Here is an 18026-nt window from a genome sequence, read left to right as displayed (position 1 = left end):
AGACCGCCAGAGGCCTGGCTAACAGTACAATTAGGGGGAGTTGCGCGACAGGTACGTGGGTGGCGCGGCCACCCATCATCAAATCAAAAATCAGTTGTTGAGCTCGTTCATGGATTTAACCTGGTCACGGTTAATCTGCTCAGTTTTGCCGGTTTCAGCATTTTCGTAAGAGACCAGCCCGGTGTCATCGTCCACCTGCGGCTTGCCGTCGGTCACAATCGTCCGGCCATCGGTGGTTTTCACAGACTGATTCGATGAACAGCCCGCGACGGTAAACAGTGCTGCGGCAGTTAAAATAGAGGTGATTACGATATGTTTTTGCATAGTGTTCTCCCTGTTCTCAGACATCTTTTGTCAATTAATTGTTAACTATAGACTAACGTGCTGATGTACGTGTAAGAACCAGAACACTCCTAAGGTGACTTTTTCAGGGCACTGGCTTGCCACGAATCGTCATATTTGCCGTCTGCGTCAGCGACATGCCCCGCGTTTCCGGCGCAAACATCACGGAAATAGCCAGCCCGACGAAGGAAATCCCCGCGCCAATCAACATCACATTGTTAATCCCATCGCGGGTAATAAATACCGGCAGCGCCCAGGTCGAGATTATCGTCCCCACCCGGCTCAGCGACATGATCACCCCCACGGCAGACGCGCGGATATCCGTTGGGAAAAGCTCATTAGGATAGAGCCATTGCAGAATACCCGGCCCACCGGAGAAAAATGCGTACACCGCAAACGCGAACACCACCAGCCCAATCCCCAGGTTAGACACCACGCCGAGCAAGGCCAGCGCCAGCGTCATCATCAAAAAACTGCCGATGAGCAACATTCGCCTTCCAACGCTGTTAAGCCAGAACATCGCCGGCACGCAGCCCAGCATAAAGAAGAGGCTGATCACCACGTTACCGAGCGCCGCACTTCTGCCCTGCTCCCAACCCAACAGGCCGACGATTTGCGGCCCGAAGGTGTAGATAGCGAACATGGGGATCACCTGGCAAGTCCAGATGGCGGCGACAAACAGCACAAACGGGAAATGGCGACGATTGAAGAGTTGCAGGAAGCGCGTCTCTTTCGGTGGTTCATCATCGAATGTGACGGGTTCGCCAAACAGTTTGATCATCATCTGCTGGCACTCTTCCACCCTTCCCTTGCGCAGCAGCCAGCGCGGCGATTCCGGCAGGTCGAAACGACCAATCAGAATGATCAGGCAAGGAATAAAAGCGCTGCCCAGCATCCAGCGCCAGCCGCCCTCAACGTCATACAAGCAGTATCCCACCAGGTTGGCGCAGGTCGCACCGACGTACCACATCGCGGCGATAAAACCGATGGAGAACGCACGCTGACGGGTATTGGAAAATTCGGTGATCATGGAGGTAGCGATGGGGTAATCCGCACCAATCACAATGCCAATCAGTACGCGCATTACCAGCAGCTCAACGGGCGAAGAGACAAACATGGTGGCGACCGATATCACCCCAATGGCGATGATATCGATGAGGAACATTTTACGCCGTCCGACTTTATCGGAAATGTAGCCAAACAGCGTGGTGCCGACGAATAACCCGGCCAGCGTCGCCGCACCGAGCAAACCAATCCATTCTGCGTCCAGTTTCAGGAAAGGCGTGAGCTGCTCGAGCGCAACGCCGATTATCACCAGCACATAGCCATCCAGAAACGGCCCGCCGCTTCCCCACAGCATGATCCTGCGGTGAATCGAGGAGAATTTGATGTCATCAAAGTTTCTGGGCTGCGGCATGGTGGTGTCCTGTTTGTTCCTTTTGCCGGATGGCGCTAACGCTTATCCGGCCTACATATTCCTGAAGAGCATTCGTTAGTTTTTCCCGGTCGGATAAGGCGTCGCCGCCATCCGGCACAAACCTCACCCATACCGAAATTCCACGCCAAATGTGCCGCGCGGGTATTCCCATTTTTCCAGCGCCGTCCCAAGGCCAAGAATGCGGCAGGTTCCACACTCCAGACACCCGGCGTAATCAAACCGCACGCTGCCGTCATCCTGCTTTTTATACAGCCCGGCGGGGCAGGCTTTTACCAGCACGTCCAGCGCCGCTTTATCAGGGTCTGTTTTCAAAATGATGTGCGGGTTTTCTTCATCGACATTGAATTTATTGACGCCCAGTTTGACGTCGACATTCACAGGGGAAGTCATAATACGGTCACTCCTTTAATGCCGTCCTTCATCAGATTGATAAAGCCCACTTTCTTCGCATGCTGAAGGATTTTTTTGCGCATCGGCACCGGCGCGCTGCCATCAACAGTGAACAGGTCGCGGGCGACACCCACCACCATTTCCGGGTAACGCGTAAACATCCGTGGGTTATCGAGGAACGCGGGCAGGCGCTGATACATGCGCATATCGCGCATCGGGCCGTTATCCAGATGCTGGCGATAAGATGCCAGGCCGTTACGGCTGAAGTCATTATTTTGTTTTGCGGATAACACCGCTTTCGCCGCCGCTTCACCCGCGGCCACCGCCAGGTCCATACCACGAATGGTAAAGCCGAGGTTCATACACATCCCGGCAGCGTCACCGGCGATTAATACGCCATCGCCGATCAGTTCCGGCTGCATATTGATGCCCGCTTCCGGTACCACGTGCGCCGAATACTCCACCATTTTTCCGCCCGCAATCAGCGGTGCGACCGCCGGATGCTGTTTAAAATCTTCCAGCATCTGCGGTACAGATTTTCTGGCATCTTTCAGATGGTGCAAGCCACAGACCAGACCCAGTGAAAGCGTGTCTTCATTGGTATAGAGGAACCCGCCGCCCATCAGGCCATCGGTCGGCGATCCGGCAAACAGGCAGGCCGCGCCTTCGTTGCCCTGAAGCTGGAAGCGATCTTCAATCACCGATTTCGGCAGTTCGATCAGTTCTTTCACCCCGACGGCCACGTTGGCGGCATCCACGCGCTTCGCCATACCGAGTTTTTCTGCCAGCAGAGAATTCACACCGTCAGCGAGGATAACCACCTTCGCTTCGAGGATATCGCCATCCGCTTCCACGCCGACCACTTTGCCGTCCCGCTGTACGACGTTATCGACGCGGATCCCGGTGATCAGCTGCGCGCCCGCCTCTTCCGCCTGCGCCATTAGCCAGGCATCAAATTTACTGCGTAGTACCGAATAAGAGACCTGCGATGCACCGGCCTCTTCAATGTTGAGGTAGTCCATGGTCATCGCCCCTTTTTCGGTCATAAAGGCGAGTTTTTCATGGGTGATGCGCCGCTCAACGGGCGCAATTTCGGCAAAGCCAGGAATGATGCGCTCCAGGCTATGGGCATAAATACGCCCACCGGTAACATTTTTCGCGCCCGCAGAGTTACCGCGTTCGATAACCAGCACATCGGCGCCTTCACGGGCCAGCACCAGCGCCGCCACCGAACCCGCAAGCCCGGCACCGACGATAATGGCATCAAAGATATCTTCAGACATAACCACTCCAGAAGTCAGAAGACAGGGCGCGAAACGCCCTGTACAGAGGCGCTAGCGGGCTAACGTGCGGGTCAGCTCAGGCAGGATCTTCATCAGATCGCCCACGATGCCGTAATCGGCATACTGGAAGATCGGCGCGTTTTTATCTTTGTTGATCGCGCAGATCGTCTGTGCGCCGTTCGCGCCGACCATATGCTGGATCTGTCCGGAAATACCGACTGCCAGATAGAGCTCCGGTTTCAGCATCAGATTGGAGATACCGACATAGCGCTCATGCTCCATCCATTTTTCGTTTTCCGCCACCGGGCGAGAACAGGCCAGTTCAGCGCCGATCGCCTGACATAGCGCCTCGGCAAGCGGGATATTCTCTTTGCTGCCGATACCGCGACCCACGCTGACCACCAGACGTGCTTTGTCCAGATCAACATTGCTGCTCTGGCGTGGCTTCGTCGCCGTGCGGGCGATCGCTACCGCAGGGGCTTGCCACTCGACTTTCTGCGCCTCGCCGCTGAGCGATGCATTCGGCAGTACGGCATCAAATGTTCCGCTGCTGATCGTCATCACCGCAAACGGCGAGCGGATCGTCTCTTCGCCAATCGCCAGGCCGCCATACACCATATGTTTAACCGCAACGTCTCCCTCTTGCGCCACAACCGCGCTGGCATCGTTAGAGACCGCTGCCGACAAGCGGAAACCGAGTTTCGCCGCCAGCAATTTGCCGCGACGGCTGTTTGGCAGCAGTACGAGGCCGTTCGCCCCCTGCTGGCGAATGGTATCGGCCATCACGCCCGCATAATCTTCCATCATGCGATCGTCCGGCTTGCCACACAGTTGCCATACCTGATTGGCCCCCAACTGGAACGCCAGCGCGCTATCCGCGTCGCTAAGGGTGAACGTATGGATTTTTTCGCCTAATACCTGTGCACCACTCATCAGTTCCGGCAGGCGAGAAGGGGTATCGCTGAATACCCAGACACTGGAAAACTTGCTCATAACATCCCCTATTAGTTAATGATTTTGCGCAGATGATCGACAAATTTGGCGACCTGTTCTTCGCCATCGCCTTCAATGATGATGCGCTGACGCTCGCGCTGTTTCGGCGCGGCAACCTGCTGTGAAGAGGTGCTTTCCTGCGCGATGAAGCCAATATCCGCTGGCGACCACACCTGAACCGGTTTTTTCGCCGCGCCCAGAATGGCTTTCATTGAAGGAATCTGTGGGGTATTGATATCGGTTGAGACAGCCACCACCGCCGGCAGCGGGATGGCCAGCGTTTCGGTTTCATCTTCCAGTTCGCGCTCAACGGTGAGCGTGTTGTCGGTAAGTGACAGGATCTTGCTGACGCCGTTCACCGCCGGGATACCCAGGGTTTCGCCCACCAGCAGGCTCACCTGCTGCGCATAAAGATCAGAGGAACCGTCACCGCACACAATCAGATCAAAGCCAGACTTCTGTGCCGCAGCGGCCAGCGCGGCGGCCGTGTGCTGCGGCAACGCGTGTTCGAATTGATCGTCAATCACCACAACCAGTTCATCCGGCCCGCGAGAGAGCACATCTTTGCGGCCTTTGACATTGGTCAGCGCCTTACCGCCCACGCTCATGGCAATCACCTGAGCGTCTGCGGCCTGTTGTTTTAACTGGCAAGCGGCTTCGATGGCGTTGAGATCGTACTGGCTGATCTTCGCATCCGCTTTGCTGAAATCTAATGAACCATCAGCGTTATTGATCGCAATATCCTGTTCATCAGGCACGCACTTGTAGCAAGTAATTATCTTCATTGCATCTCCAGAAATCATGAAGGGATCATCGTCCATATCGGCGGTGGTAAATATAGATATCACGCACTTTAATTCGGAAATAAAACAATAATCACCAATATTGAAAATGTCACACGCTGAAAAATACAACTTTCAATAATGTTATCTATCTCAACAATATTGAACACATGCTCCTCGCCCGTCAGATTTTCAATATTGTTTGGCGGATCACCAATATTGAAAGACAACGGCCTCAATCAGGCATCATAAAACAAATAACATAATGATTATTAATCACATTTTATCTATTTATGAACAAATTACCTCGCGCAATGAAGTGTGACCACAATCACAGAATGCCTGAATTCGAATACCCATTATGAATTACTTTCCAACGCCACTTTAAGGTTAAATAGTTATTAATAAATTATTAACAATAATAGACAAAAAATGGAACAACCGGGAACGCTAAATAATTTTAGTCTTCACAGTGGAATTCACTCATGAAAAATGAAAAGAGAAAGTCAGGAATAGAGCCGAAGGTTTTTTTCCCGCCGTTAATTATTGTGGGAATACTTTGCTGGCTAACCGTTCGCGATCTTGACGCGGCGAACGTCGTTATTAATGCCGTATTTAGCTATGTTACCAATGTCTGGGGTTGGGCATTTGAATGGTACATGGTCGTCATGCTATTTGGTTGGTTCTGGCTGGTGTTTGGCCCGTACGCTAAAAAGAAACTCGGTAACGAACCACCGGAATTCAGTACCGCCAGTTGGATCTTTATGATGTTCGCCTCCTGTACGTCAGCGGCCGTGCTGTTCTGGGGGTCCATCGAAATCTACTACTACATCTCCACACCGCCGTTCGCGCTTGCACCAAACTCGACCGGAGCGAAAGAGATTGGTCTGGCGTATAGCCTGTTCCACTGGGGGCCGCTGCCATGGGCAACCTACAGTTTCCTCTCCGTGGCGTTTGCATACTTCTTCTTTGTTCGCAAGATGGATGTGATTCGCCCCAGCTCCACCCTGGTGCCGCTGGTTGGCGAAAAACACGCGAAAGGTCTGTTCGGTACCATCGTCGATAACTTCTACCTGGTGGCGTTAATCTTCGCGATGGGCACCAGTCTGGGTCTGGCGACGCCGCTGGTCACCGAGTGTATGCAGTGGCTGTTTGGCATTCCGCATACGCTGCAACTCGACGCCATCATCATCACCTGCTGGATTATCCTGAACGCCATCTGCGTCGCCTGCGGCCTGCAAAAAGGGGTCAGGATCGCCAGTGACGTGCGCAGCTACTTAAGCTTCCTGATGCTGGGCTGGGTATTTATCGTCAGCGGCGCCAGCTTCATCATGAACTACTTCACCGACTCCGTCGGGATGCTGCTGATGTATCTGCCGCGCATGCTGTTCTATACCGACGCGATCGGTAAAGGCGGCTTCCCGCAGGGCTGGACAGTCTTCTACTGGGCATGGTGGGTGATTTACGCCATCCAGATGAGTATCTTCCTGGCGCGTATTTCCCGCGGTCGTACCGTGCGTGAACTCTGCTTCGGTATGGTGCTTGGCCTGACCGCATCAACCTGGATTTTGTGGACCGTCCTTGGCAGTAACACTCTGCTGCTGATGGATAAAAACATCCTCAACATTCCGCAACTGATTGAACAACACGGTGTGGCGCGCGCCATCATTGAAACCTGGGCCGCATTACCGCTCAGCACCGCCACCATGTGGGGATTCTTCATCCTCTGCTTTATTGCCACCGTCACGCTGATTAACGCCTGCTCCTACACCCTGGCGATGTCCACCTGTCGCGAAGTGCGCGATGGCGAAGAGCCGCCGCTGCTGGTTCGCATCGGCTGGTCAATCCTGGTCGGCATTATCGGCATTGTCCTGCTGGCGCTCGGCGGCTTGAAACCGATACAAACGGCGATCATCGCCGGCGGCTGCCCGCTGTTCTTCGTCAATATCATGGTGACGCTCTCCTTTATCAAAGACGCGAAGCAGAACTGGAAAGACTAATTAAACCCAACACGATTAAGAGGTTAGAAGATGGATTTCAATTTGAATGATGAGCAGGAACTGTTTGTCGCCGGTATTCGTGAACTGATGGCCAGTGAAAACTGGGAAGCCTATTTTGCCGAGTGCGATCGCGACAGCGTCTATCCGGAACGTTTTGTGAAAGCGCTGGCCGATATGGGAATCGACAGCCTGCTGCTGCCGGAAGAACACGGTGGACTGGATGCCGGGTTTGTCACCGTCGCTGCGGTGTGGATGGAGCTGGGCCGCCTCGGTGCGCCAACGTACGTGCTCTATCAATTGCCAGGCGGCTTCAACACCTTCCTGCGCGAAGGTACCCAGGAGCAGATCGACAAGATAATGGCCTTCCAGGGCACCGGTAAACAGATGTGGAACTCGGCGATTACCGAACCCGGCGCGGGCTCTGACGTCGGCAGCCTGAAAACCACCTACACTCGCAAAAACGGCAAGGTTTACCTCAACGGCAGCAAATGCTTCATCACCAGTAGCGCTTACACCCCATACGTGGTGGTGATGGCGCGCGATGGCGCATCGCCGGACAAAGCGATTTACACCGAATGGTGCGTCGATATGAGCAAACCAGGTATCAAGATCAACAAGCTGGAAAAACTCGGTCTGCGCATGGACAGTTGCTGCGAGCTGACGTTCGACGATGTTGAGCTGGAAGAAAAAGACATGTTTGGCCGCGAAGGGAATGGCTTCAACCGTGTGAAAGAGGAGTTTGACCACGAACGCTTCCTGGTGGCGCTGACCAACTACGGCACCGCGATGTGCGCCTTCGAAGACGCCGCCCGTTACGCTAACCAGCGCGTGCAGTTTGGCGAAACCATTGGCCGCTTCCAGTTGATTCAGGAGAAGTTCGCGCACATGGCTATCAAACTTAACTCCATGAAAAACATGTTGTTTGAAGCAGCCTGGAAAGCCGATAACGGCACCATCACCTCTGGCGATGCAGCGATGTGCAAATACTTCTGCGCCAATGCGGCATTTGACGTTGTAGATACCGCGATGCAGGTGCTGGGCGGCGTGGGGATTGCGGGTAACCACCGCATCACCCGTTTCTGGCGTGACCTGCGCGTAGATCGTGTCTCCGGGGGGTCTGATGAAATGCAGATCCTGACGCTGGGCCGTGCCGTGCTGAAACAATATCGTTGATAAGGCACGTTTCGTAGGCCGGATAAGGGTTTACACCGTATCCGGCAATCGTGCGCCGATGCCTGATGCGCTTCGCTTATCAGGCCTACAAAATCTGTCAGGAGCTGTTATGGAAAATCTACCAATGCCGAAATTCGGTCCGCTGGCCGGATTACGGGTTGTCTTCTCGGGTATCGAAATTGCCGGGCCTTTTGCCGGGCAGATGTTTGCCGAATGGGGCGCGGAAGTTATCTGGATTGAAAACGTCGCCTGGGCTGACACCATTCGCGTGCAACCCAACTACCCGCAACTGTCGCGCCGCAACCTGCGCGCGCTGTCGCTCAATATTTTCAAAGATGAAGGCCGCGAAGCGTTTCTGAAGTTAATGGAAACCACCGATATCTTTATCGAAGCCAGTAAAGGCCCGGCCTTTGCGCGTCGTGGAATTACCGACGAAGTTCTGTGGCAGCACAACCCGAAACTGGTTATCGCCCACCTCTCCGGCTTTGGTCAGTACGGCACGGAGGAGTACACCAATCTTCCGGCTTATAACACTATCGCTCAGGCCTTTAGCGGCTATCTGATTCAGAACGGCGATGTCGACCAACCCATGCCCGCGTTCCCGTACACCGCAGACTATTTCTCGGGAATGACCGCCACCACCTCCGCCCTCGCGGCGCTGTATAAAGTGCGCGAAACGGGTAAAGGCGAAAGCATTGATATCGCGATGTATGAAGTCATGCTCCGTATGGGTCAGTACTTCATGATGGACTATTTCAACGGCGGCGAAATCTGCCCACGCATGACCAAAGGGAAAGACCCCTACTACGCCGGTTGCGGGCTCTATAAGTGCGCCGATGGCTACATCGTAATGGAACTCGTAGGCATCACTCAAATCAATGAATGCTTTAAAGATATTGGCCTCGCGCACATTCTGGGTACGCCAGAAGTACCAGAAGGCACACAGTTGATCCATCGCATTGAGTGCCCCTATGGTCCACTGGTAGAAGAGAAGCTTGATGAATGGTTGGCGGCGCACACCATCGCCGAGGTACAGGCCCGTTTTGCCGAGCTGCATATTGCCTGCGCCAAAGTGCTGACCATCCCTGAACTGGAAGGCAACCCACAGTACGTCGCTCGAGAATCCATCACCGAATGGCAAACCATGGACGGTCGCACCTGCAAAGGCCCGAACGTAATGCCCAAATTTAAAAACAACCCAGGGAAAATCTGGCGTGGTATGCCGTCGCACGGCATGGACACCGCCGCCATTCTGAAAAATATCGGCTACAGCGAGAGCGATATTCAGGCACTGGTCGGCAAAGGGCTGGCCAAAGTTGAGGATTAACAGGATGCGTTAGCCGGGCCACCGGCTAACCACAGGACTATTTTGTGGGTGAATGTGCAATGGATATGGTTGGCGGGCAACACTTGCGTCAGATGTGGGACTGTCTGGCGGAAGTTTACGGAGAGAAAACGGCGCTGATAGTGGAATCCTGCGCGGGCGACGTGCAGCAATTCAGTTATGCATCGCTCAATGCGGAAATCACGCGCACAGCAAACCTGTTTCACGCGCTGGGCGTGCGTAAAGGCGACAAGGTTGCCCTGCATCTTGATAACTGCCCGGAGTTTATTTTCTGTTGGTTTGGGCTGGCCAAAATCGGCGCGATTATGGTGCCGATTAATGCGCGGCTGTTACAGGAAGAGAGCGCATGGATTTTACATCACTGCCAGGCACGCCTGCTGGTGACCACCACCCGTTTTTACCCGATGTATCGCCAGATTCGCGCGGCGCACACCACCCAACTGGAAACGATCTGTCTGATAGATGGCGAAGACGAAGAGCTTGATTTTCAACGTCTGAAAGCGGAACAGCCCGCCACACTGCGCTATACACCACCGTTAAGCCCGGAAGATACCGCCGAAATTCTGTTTACCTCTGGCACCACGTCACGCCCCAAAGGCGTGGTGATCACCCATTATAATCTGCGTTTCGCAGGCTATTACTCCTCCTGGCAGTGCGCGTTGCGCGCAGACGATGTTTATCTGACGGTGATGCCCGCGTTTCATATCGACTGCCAGTGTACCGCGGCGATGGCGGCCTTTTCCGCCGGGGCGACGTTTGTGCTGATTGAAAAATACAGCGCCCGCGCCTTCTGGGGGCAGGTTCGTCACTATGGCGCGACCGTCACAGAATGCATTCCGATGATGATCCGCACGCTGATGGTGCAGCCGCCTGCGCCGACCGACAATCAGCATCGGCTACGCGAAGTGATGTATTACCTGAATCTTTCGGTCGCGGAGAAAGACGCGTTTATCGAGCGCTTTGGCGTCCGGCTACTTACCTCCTACGGCATGACTGAAACTATCGTCGGCATTATTGGCGACAGGCCCGGTGATAAACGGCGCTGGCCGTCGATTGGTCGCCCTGGTTTTTGCTATCAGGCGGAAATTCGCGATGACCATAACCGACCGCTCCCCCCGGGTGAAATCGGTGAAATTTGCATCAAGGGCGAGCCCGGGAAAACACTTTTTAAAGAGTACTATCTGCGCCCGGATGCCACTGCCAGCACATTGCAGGCGGATGGCTGGCTGCACACGGGCGATTCGGGCTACTGCGACGACGAAGGCTTTTTCTATTTTATTGATCGCCGCTGCAACATGATTAAACGCGGGGGAGAAAACGTCTCCTGCGTCGAGCTGGAAAATATTATCGCTGCGCATCCCAAAATTCAGGACATCGTGGTGATTGGTATTAAAGACGATATTCGCGACGAAGCCATAAAAGCCTTTGTGGTACTCAATGACGGTGAAACCTTGAGTCAGGAAGAGTTTTTCCACTTCTGCGAAACGCATATGGCGAAATTTAAAGTGCCGTCTTATATGGAGATCAGAACTGACCTGCCCCGTAACTGCTCAGGGAAAATAATTAAGAAGAACCTGAAGTAACAGCCATAGCGGCAGTCATGCCGCTGAATATTCTCTGAAAACAAAAACGCATCTGTTTTTGCGGGTCAGGTATTGCCCGCTGAAAACAGAATAAGGAGTGGAAAAATGAGTGATTCATTACATCTGACCCGTAACGGCGCGATTCTGGAAATAACCCTCGACCGCCCAAAAGCCAATGCCATCGATGCAAAAACCAGCTTCGAAATGGGCGAAGTCTTTCTTAATTTCCGCGATGACCCGGAACTGCGCGTCGCCATTATTACCGGTGCGGGCGAGAAATTTTTCTCTGCGGGATGGGATCTGAAAGCCGCCGCCGAAGGGGAAGCGCCAGATGCCGACTTCGGCCCGGGCGGGTTCGCCGGGTTAACCGAAATTTTTGACCTCGATAAACCGGTCATTGCCGCAGTGAACGGCTACGCCTTTGGCGGCGGCTTCGAACTGGCTCTGGCCGCTGATTTTATTCTGTGCGCGGATAATGCCAGCTTCGCCCTGCCGGAAGCCAAACTCGGTATCGTTCCGGACAGCGGCGGCGTGCTGCGTCTGCCGAAATATCTGCCTCCGGCAATCCTCAACGAAATGGTCATGACCGGGCGTCGCATGACGGCGGAAGAAGCGCAGCGCTGGGGCATCGTGAACCGCGTAGTGTCGCAGCCAGAACTGATGGCGAACGCCCGCGAACTGGCACAGCAGTTAGTGCAAAGCGCCCCGCTGGCGCTGGCGGCGTTGAAAGAAATTTACCGCACCACCAGCGAAATGACCGTTGAAGAGGGTTACCGTTTCATGCGCAGCGGCGCGTTAAAACATTACCCGGCAGTGCTGCATTCCGAAGATGCCATCGAAGGCCCATTAGCGTTCGCCGAAAAACGTGAACCGGTGTGGAAGGGGCGTTAACCCGGCAATGCCCCCGTAGGCCGGATAAGGCGTTCACGCCGCCATCCGGCAAATCCCGGCACAGGAGTCAACATGAGCATATACGCCTTTGAAGGCCTGATCCCCGTCGTTCACCCGCAGGCTTACGTCCACCCCAGCGCGGTGCTGATTGGCGATGTCATTATCGGCGCGGGTGTCTACGTGGGCCCTCACGCCTCACTGCGCGGCGATTACGGGCGGTTAATCCTTGAGACCGGGTCAAACCTCCAGGATGGCTGCATCATGCATGGCTATTGCGACACGGATACCATCGTGCGCGAAAACGGCCATATCGGCCACGGCGCGATTCTTCACGGCTGCGTGATTGGCCGCGACGCTTTAGTCGGCATGAACAGCGTCATCATGGACGGTGCGGTAATTGGTGATGAAAGCATTGTCGCCGCCATGAGCTTTGTGAAAGCCGGATTCGCCGGTATGCCCCGGCAAATGCTGGTCGGTTCCCCCGCGCGAATTTTGCGTGACGTGACCGATGAAGAAATGCGCTGGAAGCGACTGAATACCCGCGAGTATCAGGATCTTGCGGTGCGCTGCAAAACCGGATTACAACTAACCGAACCTTTAACGATGATGGAAGAAAACCGCCCGCGTCTGAAAGGGACGACAGAGGTAAAACCAAAACGCTGAGGTTGCCGGATGGCGGCGCTACGCCCTCCGGCAAACGTGATTACCGACGCATACTTTTCGACAGCATCATTTGCCATTTTTGCTCACGATTAAGCCCGGCTGGCGGTACCGCAGGTATGTGCGGCGTTTTCCTCACACCCGCCATTTTTTCCCGTACATGTTGATTAACTCGCTCATACAGCTGAGAATCAATGGCCACCACTTTTACCAACCGCTGACACTGACACCCTCGCCCTTCCAGCTTATTGGGGATCATTTTGACTTCACAGCTAATTTCTCCCACCTCAGAGAGAATATAGGAAAGTGTATTAATCGCTTTGCTGTGTTCAATATCGAAATGAATGGAGATCTCTCTTGCGGTTACCCAACGATCTTCTGCCATGATCCATTCGGCAATTAACAAGTAGAGTGGCTTACCAACACATTGTTCACTCATATTCACACCATTTTTACGAATTAAAAATCTGTTATGGCCTGCTCACATTAAGCCACATTAAAATCAGGGTTATGTGAAATGGTATGCGACTTAAATGTTGAGGGATGTGATCTAAATCGTGGTTGTTACAATGAAAAGAGATTAAGGGCACCAGGAATGAACTGAAGGCGAAAAAAAACGGTTCCTTTACAGGAACCGTTTCATCAGACGATGAGAAATGCGATTACTTCGTGATTTGCGCGTGCATTTCCTGCACCGAAATCACTTTCTCTTTCGCATCCGCATTCAGCGCCATGGACGTTGCGAAACCGCCGTTCAGGGTGGTGTCGTAATGCACCTTGTACTGCAGCGCGCTGCGGCGAATCAGCTTGGAGTCTTCAATCGCCTGGCGACCCGCAGTGGTGTTGATGATGTAGGTGTATTCGCCATTCTTGATACGGTCCTGAATGTGCGGACGACCTTCATGCACCTTGTTCACCAGACGTGGGTTGATACCTGCTTCGCCCAGCACAATCGCCGTGCCGTGCGTCGCGTCCAGCTCGAAGCCATGCTTCAGCAGTTTTGCCGCCAGGTCAACAACGCGTTCTTTGTCGCCTTCGCGCACGGAGAGCAGCGCGCGGCCCTGTTTCTTCATGGTGGAGTTACTGCCCAGTTGCGCTTTAGCGAACGCTTCTGCGAACGTGCGGCCCACGCCCATCACTTCCCCGGTAGAGCGCATTTCTGGCCCTAACAGCGGGTCAACGCCCGGGAATTTGTTGAACGGCAGCACCACTTCTTTCACCGAGTAGTACGGCGGGATGATTTCTTTGGTCACGCCCTGCTCGGCCAGCGTTTTGCCTGCCATCACGCGCGCCGCCACTTTCGCCAGCGGAACACCGGTCGCTTTAGAGACGAACGGTACGGTACGCGCCGCACGCGGGTTAACTTCAATCAGGTAGACTTCGTTATCTTTCACCGCAAACTGCACGTTCATTAGGCCGCGCACCTGCAATTCGAAGGCCAGTTTCTGCACCTGCTGGCGCATCTCATCCTGAATTTCCTGGCTTAAAGTGTACGCAGGCAGAGAACATGCGGAGTCACCGGAGTGTACGCCCGCCTGCTCGATGTGCTCCATAATGCCGCCAATCAGCACCCTTTCGCCGTCGCAGATAGCGTCCACATCCACTTCTACCGCATCGTCGAGGAAGCGGTCGAGCAGAACCGGTGCGTCGTTAGAGACGCTGACGGCGGTCTGGAAGTAGCGTTTCAGGTCAGCTTCGTCGTAGACGATTTCCATCGCGCGGCCGCCAAGGACATAGGACGGACGCACCACCAGCGGGTAGCCAATCTCTTTCGCTTTCTCAACCGCCATTTCGATAGCGGTGACGGTGGCGTTTGCCGGTTGTTTCAGTTTCAGACGGTCAACCGCATGCTGGAAGCGTTCACGGTCTTCCGCACGGTCGATGGCGTCCGGGCTGGTACCGATAACCGGTACGCCAGCGGCTTCCAGTGCGCGCGCCAGTTTCAGCGGGGTCTGGCCGCCGTACTGGACGATAACGCCTTTCGGCTTCTCGATACGCACGATTTCCAGCACATCTTCCAGGGTAACCGGCTCGAAGTAGAGACGGTCGGAGGTGTCGTAGTCGGTGGAGACGGTTTCCGGGTTACAGTTCACCATGATGGTCTCGTAACCGTCTTCGCGCAGCGCCAGCGAGGCATGTACGCAGCAGTAGTCGAATTCGATACCCTGGCCGATACGGTTCGGGCCGCCGCCGAGAACCATAATTTTGTCACGGTCAGATGGGTTGGATTCGCACTCTTCTTCATAGGTGGAGTACATGTACGCGGTGTCGGTCGCGAATTCTGCCGCGCAGGTATCCACACGCTTGTAGACCGGGTGCAGGTTGTACTGGTCGCGCAGCTTACGGATTTCCGCTTCGCGTACGCCTGCCAGTTTAGCCAGACGCGCGTCGGCAAAGCCTTTACGTTTCAGGCTACGCAGGAAGTCTGCGTCGAGGCCGTTGATGCCCACTTCCGCCACTTTCTCTTCCAGACGCACCAGTTCTTCAATCTGTACCAGGAACCAGCGGTCGATGTTGGTCAGGTTGAAGACGCCGTCTACGGACAGGCCCGCACGGAACGCATCCGCGATGTACCAGATACGCTCTGCGCCAGCGTCTTTCAGCTCGCGACGAATTTTGGTCAGCGCTTCCGGGTCATCCAGGCTCACTTTCGGGTCAAACCCTGTTGCGCCCACTTCCAGGCCACGCAGTGCTTTTTGCAGAGATTCCTGCTGCGTGCGACCAATCGCCATCACTTCCCCGACGGATTTCATCTGGGTGGTCAGACGGTCATTCGCACCGACGAATTTCTCAAAGTTAAAGCGCGGGATTTTGGTCACAACGTAGTCGATGGACGGTTCGAAGGAAGCCGGAGTACGGCCATCGGTGATGTCGTTCATCAGCTCATCAAGGGTGTAACCGACCGCCAGTTTCGCCGCCACTTTAGCAATCGGGAAGCCAGTCGCTTTCGATGCCAGTGCAGAGGAGCGAGACACGCGCGGGTTCATTTCGATAACAATCAGACGACCATTTTTCGGGTTAACTGAGAACTGGACGTTAGAACCGCCGGTTTCAACGCCGATTTCACGCAGTACCGCCATCGAGGCGTTACGCATGATTTGGTATTCTTTATCGGTCAGGGTTTGCGCCGGCGCCACGGTGATGGAGTCACCGGTGTGGATGCCCATCGCATCGAAGTTTTCGATAGAGCAGACGATGATGCAGTTGTCGTTTTTATCACGCACCACTTCCATCTCGTACTCTTTCCAGCCGATCAATGATTCATCAATCAGCAGTTCATTGGTCGGGGAGAGATCCAGGCCGCGTTCGCAAATCTCTTCAAACTCTTCGCGGTTGTAGGCGATACCGCCGCCGGTGCCGCCCATGGTAAAGGAAGGACGGATGATGCACGGGAAGCCGACGTCAGCGGCAACCGCCAGCGCTTCTTCCATAGTGTGCGCGATACCGGAACGCGCGGTATCGAGGCCGATTTTCTTCATCGCCACGTCGAAGCGACGGCGATCTTCTGCTTTATCAATCGCGTCGGCGGTGGCACCAATCATGGTGACGCCGAACTCTTCCAGCACGCCCTGACGCTCCAGTTCCAGCGCGCAGTTCAGCGCCGTCTGGCCGCCCATGGTTGGCAGCACCGCATCCGGGCGCTCTTTTTCAATAATCTTGCGTACCACTTCCCACTGAATCGGCTCGATGTAGGTCGCATCGGCCATTTCCGGGTCGGTCATGATGGTTGCCGGGTTGGAGTTCACCAGAATGACGCGGTAACCCTCTTCACGCAGCGCTTTACACGCCTGGGCGCCGGAGTAGTCAAACTCACACGCCTGGCCGATAACAATCGGGCCCGCACCCAGAATCAGGATACTTTTTATGTCTGTACGTTTTGGCATGGCTTTTATAACTCCTGATTATTTCGCGGACTGACGGTATTGCTCAATAAGCTCGATAAAGTGGTCGAACAGCGGTGCGGCATCGTGCGGGCCCGGGCTCGCTTCCGGGTGACCCTGGAAACTGAACGCTGGCTTATCGGTACGGTGAATACCTTGCAGCGTGCCGTCGAACAGAGATTTATGCGTCACGCGCAGGTTTGCCGGGAGTGTCGCTTCATCCACTGCAAAACCGTGGTTCTGCGCGGTGATCATCACCACGTTCTTATCGATATCTTTAACCGGATGGTTGCCGCCGTGGTGGCCGAACTTCATCTTGATGGTCTTCGCACCGCTCGCCAGCGCCAGCAGCTGATGGCCCAGGCAGATGCCGAATACCGGAATGTCGGTTTCGAGGAATGTCTGAATCGCGGTAATCGCGTAATCACACGGTGCCGGGTCGCCGGGGCCGTTGGAGAGGAACACGCCGTCCGGGTTCATCTTCAGCACATCTTCCGCAGACGTTTGCGCCGGAACGATGGTCAGGCGACAGCCACGGTCAACCAGCATACGCAGAATATTGCGTTTCGCGCCAAAATCGTAGGCAACGACGTGGAATGGCAGCTCTTCTTCTTTTTTGGCTTCCGGCAGCTCTTCTGCCAGTGTCCAGCTACCCTGCGTCCAGCTGTAGGATTCGCGGGTGGTGACTTCTTTCGCCAGGTCCATTCCGTTCAGGCCCGGGAACGCACGGGCTTTTTCCAGCGCCAGCGCCGCATCCAGGTTATCCCCTGCGATGATGCAACCGTTCTGTGCGCCCTTCTCGCGCAGCAGACGCGTCAGCTTACGGGTATCGATATCGGCAATCGCCACGATGTTATGGCGTTTCAGGTAGGAAGAGAGATCTTCAGTATTGCGGAAGTTGCTGGCAATCAGCGGCAGGTCACGGATAACCAGACCCTGCGCATGAACCTGAGAAGACTCTTCGTCAGCAGCATTGGTGCCGACATTGCCGATATGGGGATAAGTAAGAGTAACGATTTGGCGGGAATAGGAAGGATCAGTGAGGATTTCTTGATAACCGGTCATTGAAGTATTGAAAACGACTTCCCCAACCGCCGAACCTGTTGCCCCTATGGCCCGACCGTGAAACTGGGTTCCGTCTTCCAGAACCAATAGCGCTGACTTAATCAAAACACCCTCCAGAGAATATTCACTCACTTTATTTGCATATTAATTCACAATGGTGACATAAATCAATGCAAATCTGCTTACCTTTGAATTTCTGG

15 protein-coding genes are annotated in these 18026 nt (G+C 54.5%); 6 read left to right on the top strand and 9 right to left on the bottom strand.

The genetic code is table 11. The features are described from left to right. Window positions 1–90 precede the first annotated feature (90 nt). The 6 genes from F0Q32_RS10835 to F0Q32_RS10810 form a co-directional block, all read right to left on the bottom strand. Window positions 91–324, bottom strand: coding sequence for a YgdI/YgdR family lipoprotein (locus F0Q32_RS10835; RefSeq protein WP_149463068.1), 234 nt, complete (start codon window positions 322–324; stop codon window positions 91–93). A 103-nt stretch (window positions 325–427) separates the two neighbouring features. Beyond that, window positions 428–1759, bottom strand: a complete 1332-nt coding sequence (locus F0Q32_RS10830) for an MFS transporter (protein WP_149463067.1) — start codon at window positions 1757–1759, stop codon at window positions 428–430. Between the two features lie 123 nt (window positions 1760–1882). Next, a complete protein-coding gene (gene fixX, locus F0Q32_RS10825; protein WP_149463066.1) occupies window positions 1883–2170 on the bottom strand; it encodes a ferredoxin-like protein FixX in 288 nt (95 codons plus the stop codon). Continuing rightward, window positions 2167–3453, bottom strand: coding sequence for an FAD-dependent oxidoreductase (locus F0Q32_RS10820; RefSeq protein ID WP_149463065.1), 1287 nt, complete (start codon window positions 3451–3453; stop codon window positions 2167–2169). The genes fixX and F0Q32_RS10820 overlap by 4 nt, the downstream gene beginning before the upstream one ends. Before the next feature lie 51 nt (window positions 3454–3504). Beyond that, entirely contained in the window at window positions 3505–4446 is a 942-nt protein-coding gene (locus F0Q32_RS10815) for an electron transfer flavoprotein subunit alpha/FixB family protein (RefSeq protein WP_149463064.1), read from the bottom strand. An 11-nt stretch (window positions 4447–4457) separates the two neighbouring features. After that, window positions 4458–5231 carry an electron transfer flavoprotein FixA gene (locus tag F0Q32_RS10810; RefSeq protein WP_149463063.1) on the bottom strand — a complete coding sequence of 258 codons (774 nt, stop codon included), beginning with the start codon at window positions 5229–5231 and terminating at the stop codon, window positions 4458–4460. A gap of 482 nt (window positions 5232–5713) precedes the next feature. On the opposite strand from F0Q32_RS10810, the gene caiT reads away from it, so the two are divergent. From caiT to caiE, 6 genes are all read left to right on the top strand, one after another. Then, the gene (caiT, locus tag F0Q32_RS10805) at window positions 5714–7228 is read left to right on the top strand and encodes an L-carnitine/gamma-butyrobetaine antiporter (RefSeq protein WP_149463062.1); all 1515 of its coding nucleotides are present in this window, start codon (window positions 5714–5716) and stop codon (window positions 7226–7228) included. 30 nt (window positions 7229–7258) lie between these two features. Then, complete coding sequence (gene caiA / locus F0Q32_RS10800) at window positions 7259–8401, top strand: crotonobetainyl-CoA dehydrogenase (protein WP_149463061.1); 1143 nt, start codon at window positions 7259–7261, stop codon at window positions 8399–8401. Window positions 8402–8510: 109 nt separating this feature from the next. Beyond that, window positions 8511–9728, top strand: a complete 1218-nt coding sequence (caiB, locus tag F0Q32_RS10795; RefSeq protein WP_015965971.1) for an L-carnitine CoA-transferase — start codon at window positions 8511–8513, stop codon at window positions 9726–9728. A 59-nt stretch (window positions 9729–9787) separates the two neighbouring features. Further along, window positions 9788–11329 carry a crotonobetaine/carnitine-CoA ligase gene (caiC, locus tag F0Q32_RS10790; RefSeq protein WP_149463211.1) on the top strand — a complete coding sequence of 514 codons (1542 nt, stop codon included), beginning with the start codon at window positions 9788–9790 and terminating at the stop codon, window positions 11327–11329. A 105-nt stretch (window positions 11330–11434) separates the two neighbouring features. Then, complete coding sequence (gene caiD, locus F0Q32_RS10785; RefSeq protein WP_149463060.1) at window positions 11435–12220, top strand: crotonobetainyl-CoA hydratase; 786 nt, start codon at window positions 11435–11437, stop codon at window positions 12218–12220. A gap of 72 nt (window positions 12221–12292) precedes the next feature. After that, a complete protein-coding gene (caiE, locus tag F0Q32_RS10780; RefSeq protein ID WP_149463059.1) occupies window positions 12293–12883 on the top strand; it encodes a carnitine operon protein CaiE in 591 nt (196 codons plus the stop codon). 40 nt (window positions 12884–12923) lie between these two features. Here the strand turns inward: caiE and caiF are convergent, their stop codons facing one another. The 3 genes from caiF to carA form a co-directional block, all read right to left on the bottom strand. Beyond that, window positions 12924–13319, bottom strand: coding sequence for a carnitine metabolism transcriptional regulator CaiF (caiF, locus tag F0Q32_RS10775; RefSeq protein WP_149463058.1), 396 nt, complete (start codon window positions 13317–13319; stop codon window positions 12924–12926). A gap of 223 nt (window positions 13320–13542) precedes the next feature. After that, window positions 13543–16764 (bottom strand): carbamoyl-phosphate synthase large subunit, encoded by a 3222-nt coding sequence (gene carB / locus F0Q32_RS10770; protein WP_149463057.1) that lies wholly within the window; start codon window positions 16762–16764, stop codon window positions 13543–13545. 18 nt (window positions 16765–16782) lie between these two features. After that, entirely contained in the window at window positions 16783–17931 is a 1149-nt protein-coding gene (gene carA / locus F0Q32_RS10765; RefSeq protein ID WP_149463056.1) for a glutamine-hydrolyzing carbamoyl-phosphate synthase small subunit, read from the bottom strand. Window positions 17932–18026 lie beyond the last annotated feature (95 nt).

It is taken from the genome of Pseudocitrobacter sp. 73 (assembly GCF_008369545.1).
GTDB lineage: Bacteria > Pseudomonadota > Gammaproteobacteria > Enterobacterales > Enterobacteriaceae > Pseudocitrobacter > Pseudocitrobacter vendiensis.
This window is presented reverse-complemented; position numbering and strand designations above follow the sequence as displayed.